This is a genomic window from Acidisphaera rubrifaciens HS-AP3 (assembly GCF_000964365.1).
Classification (GTDB): domain Bacteria; phylum Pseudomonadota; class Alphaproteobacteria; order Acetobacterales; family Acetobacteraceae; genus Acidisphaera; species Acidisphaera rubrifaciens.
The window spans coordinates 1-6,083 of sequence record NZ_BANB01000012.1 but is presented as its reverse complement, the minus strand read 5'-3'; the positions used below and the strand labels follow the sequence as shown (position 1 = coordinate 6,083).

Sequence of the window (6,083 nt, the reverse complement as noted above, 5' to 3'; positions counted from 1 at the left end):
GCTTCGCGGCCTGGCTCGCGCAGCCCGCCGCCGACGCCGTCCCGCGCGCGGGGGCGGAGGCGTGGTCGCTGATGCTGTACACGTCCGGCACGACGGCGCGGCCAAAGGGCGTGCCGCGCCGTCACGTGGCCGAACGGGCGGCGGCTGTCGCGCACGTGGCGCAGAACCTCTACGCGCGCGGCGAGCGCACGCTCGGCGTCATGCCGCTGTATCACACGATGGGCGTGCGCTCGCTGCTCGCCATGTCGCTGGTGGGCGGCGCCTTCGTCTGCCTGCCGCGCTTCGATGCCGCGCAGGCGCTGCGGCTGATCGCGGCGGAGCGCGTGTCCAACCTCTACCTCGTGCCCACGCTGTATCACGACCTGCTGCGCCATCCCGACTTCGCCGCGCACGACGTGTCCTCGGTGCGGCGCCTCGGCTTTGCCGGCGCGCCGATGACGGATGCGCTGCTGCGCGACGCCGCGACCGCGTTCCGTCCGCTGCTGTTCGTCAACCACTACGGCTCGTCGGAAATCTACACCTTCACCATCGACCAGAACGCCGCGGCGAAGCCCGGATCGGCGGGACGCGCGGGCATCAACGGACAGATCCGCGTGGTGCGCCCCGGCGGCGCCCCCGACGACGTTGTGCCGCCCGGCGTGGAGGGCGAGATCATCGCCCTCGCCGCCAGCGACGAGGCGTTCGAGGGCTACTGGAACCGCCCCGACGCCGATGCCAGGGCGTTGCGCGACGGCTGGTACTACACGGGCGACACCGGCCTGCTCGACACGGACGGCGACCTGTTCGTCACCGGCCGCGTGGACGACATGATCATCACCGGCGGCGAGAACGTCTCGCCCGTGGAGGTTGAACGCTGCCTGTCGCTGCATCCGGCGGTGCGCGAGGTGGCGGTCGCGGGCCTGTCCGACGCGCGCTGGGGGCAGATCGTCGCGGCCTTCGTCACGTGCGCGGCGCCGGTGGACGCGGCCGCGCTCGACGCGCACACCCGCGCCGCCGGACTCGCCGGCTACAAGCGGCCGCGCCGCTATGTGTTCGTGCGCGAGATACCGAAATCCGCGGTCGGCAAGCTGCTCCGGCGCAAGCTCGTGGCCGGCGACTACACCCTCGACGAGACCATCGGAAAGGATACGACGCCATGACCGACAGCAACCGCGATCCGCGCCTCACCGGCCTCGACGGCTTCCGCGTGGAGATCGATGCCGGCCGCGCGCGCGGCGACATCGTGCTCTGCCGGCCGCCGATGAACGTCATCACGATGCCGCAGCGCGACCAGCTCCGCCGCGCGTTCGAGGCGCTGGACGAGGACCCCGCCGTGCGCATCATCGTGCTGCGCGCCGAGGGCGAGCATTTCTCCTCCGGCGGCTATATCCGCGGCTTTCTCGAAGCGTCGCCGGAAGTCGTGTCCAACCTCGCCTGGAACATCGCCGCCCCCGCGCGCGCGAGCAAGCCGGTGATCGCCGCCAATCGCGGCTACACGTTCGGCGTGGGGTTCGAGATCTCGCTCGCCTGCGACTTCCGCATCGTGTCGGAGACGTGCCAGTACGCGCTGCCCGAACAGCGGCTCGGCCAGATACCGGGCTCCGGCGGGTCCGCGCGGCTGCAGAAGATCATCGGCATCACCCGCACCAAGGACATCGTCCTGCGCTCCCGCCGCATCCCGGCGCGGCAGGCGGAGGCCTGGGGCATCGCCACCGAATGCGTGCCCGACGACCGGCTGGAGGCGACGGTCGATGCGCTGGTCGACGAACTGCGCGGCTTCGCCCCGCTCGCGCAGCGCACGGCCAAGCGGTTGCTCAACGAGACCGAGGACGCGCTGCTGTCCACCGCGATCGAGCTGGAGGGCCATTGCTACGGCCGCCTGCGCCAGTCCGACGATTTCCGCGAGGGCGTCGAGGCGTTTCACGAAAAGCGCAAGCCGCAATTCCGCGGGAGCTGACGCGGGCCGCGCGTGCGCGATCCCGGGACGTGAGGCGCGCGGTCGCGGAGATGGATTCGGTATTATGTAGCACCCGCCACCAGCCGAAGCCGACCTTATCAAGGAAGCGGCGCGGGGCGACTGTCACGCTGACAAAGCTGGCGCTGGCCGCTGGGCTATGTGCGGCGACTTTGATGAAGGGTCCAGCGGTCAACGCCATGGTCCCACCTCCAAACGTAACTGCTCTCGTACACTTCATCCCCCAACCCTTTGTAGCGAAGTTCGATAGTAAAGAATGTCTCCAGAGAGACATGCCCTTTGGGTTTGGCGGATATAGGATCCCCGTTTCCGTCATAATCAAAAATCAAATCCTCTACTTTAGCGATAGAAACCGTAATAGGAAAAGATTTATTGGCCCCTATTCCTCTATGGTATTCATCTCGCAAAGCGATTTGGTTAGAAACGGGTTTAAATTGTGCGATATCAAACCTACAACACGCTATTTCGGCGGGAAATCTGCCGTAGTTAGAGATAATGAATTTAACTTTGGCTTGTTCGTGCCCTTCATACATGTCGACTTTAAGTTTAGGTTTGATTCTGACAAATATATGGGGGCGCTCCAGCCCAATAAGGGAGCGTTCCGCCGTGTTGGCGGATTTAACAGCGGCATTGATAGATCGCTCGCCGTCATTAACCGCCTTTGCCGTTGCAGTATAGAGCTTACCAGTGTAAAACCACAATCCGGTTGCTGCGGTTGTAGTGGTAGGCGACCAAGACGACAACACCCAGATGGATTCTTCTTCTTGTTGTTGATGAGTGCAGGAGCCGGAATTGCCGTGAGTTATTTGGCGGCCTGGGTAATGGCTGGACCGGACGGCTATGGAAGCCAAGACAAAGACCACACCAACGAGAAGAACAGCTAACCGGTCTTGTTTAGAGATCATTGAGAGCAACCCCCTCTAGTTCCAGCACAGCCAAGCAAGCCAGAAAGAACGTCACGGCAAATGTGCCTCGTACTAGCTTGCTGTTGACCGACGCTTCTGTCTCACCTTCCAGGCCATGCTCATTGAGGCGCCGAGCTAGTTCCGCGTAGGTCACACCGGCCCGCTTCAGCTCAGCTTTCAGGAACCTGCGGGCCTTGTCGGCCCACTCCTTCTCTTTTGGCGTCAGTCCCATGGTCGTCTCCGATCGAAAATGAACGGAGGCGACCATATATGATCTTTTCCGATTGACAAAGCGCGCCGTCGAAGATCATATTCGCTCTGTTCAAAGCGGATGTGATCTGTGTCTCAGCACTTCCTCCTGTCAGCAAAAGCCCGGACGCTATCGCTAGCGACGGTGTTGCGCATGACGGACAAGGATGCGGAGACGCTGTTCGCTTCTCTCCGCTGGGCAGAGACGGGCGGCAAGCCGGTCTGCCCGCATTGCGGCTGCCCGACTTGCTACGAGGCGCGGCGCCCGTCAGGCGCCCTCCGGTTTCGCTGCAAGGCGTGCCGCAAGGATTTCAGCCTCACGTCGGGCACGCTGTTCGCCTTCCACAAGCTGCCCTTGCAGACCTACCTGGCAGCCGTGGCGATCTTCAGTAACGAGGTGAAGGGCAAGTCCGCCCTGGCGCTCAGCCGCGATCTGGACGTGCAATACAAGACCGCCTTCGTGCTGGCCCACAAACTGCGCGAGGCCATGGCAACCGAGATGAAGGGCATGCGCGTCGGCGGGGATGGCGAGGTCGTGGAGGTCGATGGCGCCTATTTCGGCGGCTACATCAAACCGGCCAACCACAAAGAGAACCGGCGCGATCGACGGCTCGTCAGGAACCAGAACGGCAAGCGTCAGGTCGTGGTCGTGATGCGCGAGCGCGGCGGCCGGACGCTGCCGGCCGTGTTCAAGTCAGAAGGTGCCGCGCTGGGCTTCATCGCGTCCCGCGTCGGCAAGGGCACGCTGATACAGGCGGACGAGGCGTCTTCCTGGAACGATCTGCAGGGCCGCTTTGCCATGGAGCGCATCGACCACGGCCATCTCTACAGCACGCAGACGGGCACCTACACGAACGGCGCGGAAGAGTTCTTCTCCCGGATGCGCCGAGCCGAGATCGGCCATCACCATCACATCGCGGGTGTCTACCTGACCCGCTACGCGCAGGAAGCGGCTTGGCGCGAGGATTACCGCCGCGGCAGCAACGGGGCGCTGGTGCGCTCGATGGTCGGGCTGGCCCTGGGCACACCACCGAGCGTGGATTTCTGTGGCTACTGGCAGCGATCGGCCAAGTCCGCGAAAAGCGCGGTGCTATAGGCTTTCAGTAACGCTGTCTTCAATAAGAAATCATGATTACACATCCCAAATACGGAACGCCCCCGCGTCATCTAGAAAAATACATATCTTTTGATGGTGATCTAATCATACTGAAGCTGGATGAGAACGGTAATTTGCTCGGCGAAGCTGTTGTTTGGGCGCATAATGTATCATTCTGTCGAGAACAGAGGTTTACAGACCGGAATAATGTAGTTTCTGGCACGCAGCTGAACAACGCTCTGTAGACTGTAACCCTCAAATTGGGTTCCAGGGACGTTGGGGTGTGATATTACATCTACTATAGTTACAAGAGGATTTTGACAGTTAGGGCAGGTGTATGTAGTGATTTCATTACAAGTTATTTGACACTGTTCAGCTGTTAGGGCACTAGAGCATTCATTGCACGCTAATAAAACGTCGGATTCGGCAATATCTATATTTATGTTTCTCTGATTGTTTATCAACTCTGATATAGTAATGGGTGGTAAATCAAACATGACTATTTCCGCGCTTACGTCAGTTTATCTCGCTTCGAAATACTAACCACCGGTTGCGGCGTCGTCCACCGTCGCCACCAACCGCCAGCGCACTCCCTTGCCGCTACCAATGCGCTCGATGGTCGGGCTGGCCCTCGGCACGCCTCCGAGCGTGGATTTCTGCGGCTACTGGCAGCGATCAGCGAAGACAGCCAAGTCCGCGAAAAGCGCGGTGCTATAGATTGATCCTGGTTTGCTCTCTAATTATCACTTTATGAATACTAACGAGCCTACTATAAGCTTTAATCAATCTTGTGTTATATTGCGTCGCAACGGGGATGTTGAAGTTTTAGATTTCAGAAGCCTTCTGAATAATAAACTTGATACAGTTTTCAAACTTCTCGATCGTTTGCCCAATCAGTGCGGCCTCTTCATTGATCGAGACACCGGACGTGCTAGTGTTTTTGAGGTTCAGAACGCAGGCCGCTTTAATCTCAGCCAAGGCTTCATCATTCAGCGGAGTGAGATTTAGAGTATAACGAAGGATGCTGGCTGCGAAGTCTTGGACACAAAGCAATAGAAGGGCACTCTGCATGGCAGACCAACGTAACTTTGCATAAACATCGTCTGACATGTCCATCCCCTATTGAGTATCCCCAAGGATACTAACCACCAGTTGCGGCGTCGTCCACCGTCGCGACCAGCCGCCAGCGCACTCCCTTACCGTTGCCAATGCGCTCGATACGCCCCGCCTTCCTCAGATCATGAAGGGACGTGAGGAAGCGTTGAGCAAAGTTGGTGCGCAGCTTGCGGTCGGCAGCTGGGTCCAGTCCCTTGTCCCGCATGGCCTGAGCGGCGATGTCGACGGCGCAGATAGCGCCTTGCGTCCGTAGTGCGTCGTAGATCCGGCGCGTGATCTCGTTGCGGCCAAAATAGGACGAGCGGACGGGCACGCGGCCCTTGGTGGGGATGTCGGCAGGCTCGACGTCGTAGAGCCGCAGCACCGCGTCTATGTGAAACAGGTCGGCCTCAAGCCGCTCAGCCTCTCGGCGCAGTTCCATGATGCGACCAGCGATGCTCGACCGCTTTTCGCGCAGACCGGAGATGATGAAGGTGTCGCCCATGCCGCATCAAGGTAGGGATGATGGGTCATGACCGCTTAGTTTGTGCGGTGGCGGGTGCTACATAATACCGGATGGATTGGCGGACCCGACACGATTCGAACGTGCGACCTTCGCCTTCGGAGGGCGACGCTCTATCCAGCTGAGCTACGGGTCCGTCACCGGGACGCATAGCCCGAAACCGCGCCCGACGGAAGCGCCCCCCTGGCACCCGCTCCCGTGGCACCCGCCGCCACGCCATCCGCCGCCTGCGCGCCCGCCGGGGCAGCCGGCTTCGGCGCC

The 6,083-nt window shown here is 60.9% G+C and carries 7 protein-coding genes and 1 tRNA gene; 3 read left to right on the top strand and 5 right to left on the bottom strand.

The features are described 5' to 3' along the window. Both B8460_RS00565 and B8460_RS00560 read left to right on the top strand, forming a co-directional pair. On the top strand, positions 1-1,139 hold a 1,139-nt coding region (locus B8460_RS00565), incomplete at its 5' end, for an AMP-binding protein (RefSeq protein ID WP_048859620.1). Continuing rightward, complete coding sequence (locus B8460_RS00560) at positions 1,136-1,936, top strand: enoyl-CoA hydratase/isomerase family protein (RefSeq protein WP_048859619.1); 801 nt, start codon at positions 1,136-1,138, stop codon at positions 1,934-1,936. The genes B8460_RS00565 and B8460_RS00560, both read left to right, overlap by 4 nt. Before the next feature lie 155 nt (positions 1,937-2,091). Here the strand turns inward: B8460_RS00560 and B8460_RS20715 are convergent, their stop codons facing one another. After that, positions 2,092-2,859: a hypothetical protein gene (locus B8460_RS20715; RefSeq protein WP_148360197.1), complete on the bottom strand. Its 768-nt coding sequence runs from the start codon at positions 2,857-2,859 to the stop codon at positions 2,092-2,094. Then, a complete protein-coding gene (locus B8460_RS00555) occupies positions 2,849-3,091 on the bottom strand; it encodes a DUF6471 domain-containing protein (protein WP_084623055.1) in 243 nt (80 codons plus the stop codon). Before B8460_RS00555 ends, B8460_RS20715 begins: the two co-directional genes overlap by 11 nt. Before the next feature lie 108 nt (positions 3,092-3,199). Between B8460_RS00555 and B8460_RS00550 the strand changes: the two genes are divergently transcribed. After that, the gene (locus B8460_RS00550) at positions 3,200-4,204 is read left to right on the top strand and encodes an IS1595 family transposase (protein WP_048859618.1); all 1,005 of its coding nucleotides are present in this window, start codon (positions 3,200-3,202) and stop codon (positions 4,202-4,204) included. A gap of 825 nt (positions 4,205-5,029) precedes the next feature. Here B8460_RS00550 and B8460_RS20710 read toward each other — a convergent pair. From B8460_RS20710 to B8460_RS00540, 3 genes are all read right to left on the bottom strand, one after another. Beyond that, positions 5,030-5,314 carry a hypothetical protein gene (locus B8460_RS20710; protein WP_148360196.1) on the bottom strand — a complete coding sequence of 95 codons (285 nt, stop codon included), beginning with the start codon at positions 5,312-5,314 and terminating at the stop codon, positions 5,030-5,032. A gap of 31 nt (positions 5,315-5,345) precedes the next feature. After that, positions 5,346-5,804 carry a hypothetical protein gene (locus tag B8460_RS00545; RefSeq protein WP_048859617.1) on the bottom strand — a complete coding sequence of 153 codons (459 nt, stop codon included), beginning with the start codon at positions 5,802-5,804 and terminating at the stop codon, positions 5,346-5,348. Positions 5,805-5,881: 77 nt separating this feature from the next. Beyond that, positions 5,882-5,958 (bottom strand) — tRNA-Arg (locus B8460_RS00540). Between the last annotated feature and the right edge of the window lie 125 nt (positions 5,959-6,083).

Bases quoted from the DNA above. Each gene is read 5' to 3' on its own strand.
- B8460_RS00560 (WP_048859619.1), top strand. From the start codon at position 1,136: ATGACCGACAGCAACCGCGATCCGCGCCTCACCGGCCTCGACGGCTTC.
- B8460_RS20715 (WP_148360197.1), bottom strand. From the start codon at position 2,859: ATGATCTCTAAACAAGACCGGTTAGCTGTTCTTCTCGTTGGTGTGGTC.
- B8460_RS00555 (WP_084623055.1), bottom strand. From the start codon at position 3,091: ATGGGACTGACGCCAAAAGAGAAGGAGTGGGCCGACAAGGCCCGCAGG.
- B8460_RS20710 (WP_148360196.1), bottom strand. From the start codon at position 5,314: ATGTCAGACGATGTTTATGCAAAGTTACGTTGGTCTGCCATGCAGAGT.
- B8460_RS00545 (WP_048859617.1), bottom strand. From the start codon at position 5,804: ATGGGCGACACCTTCATCATCTCCGGTCTGCGCGAAAAGCGGTCGAGC.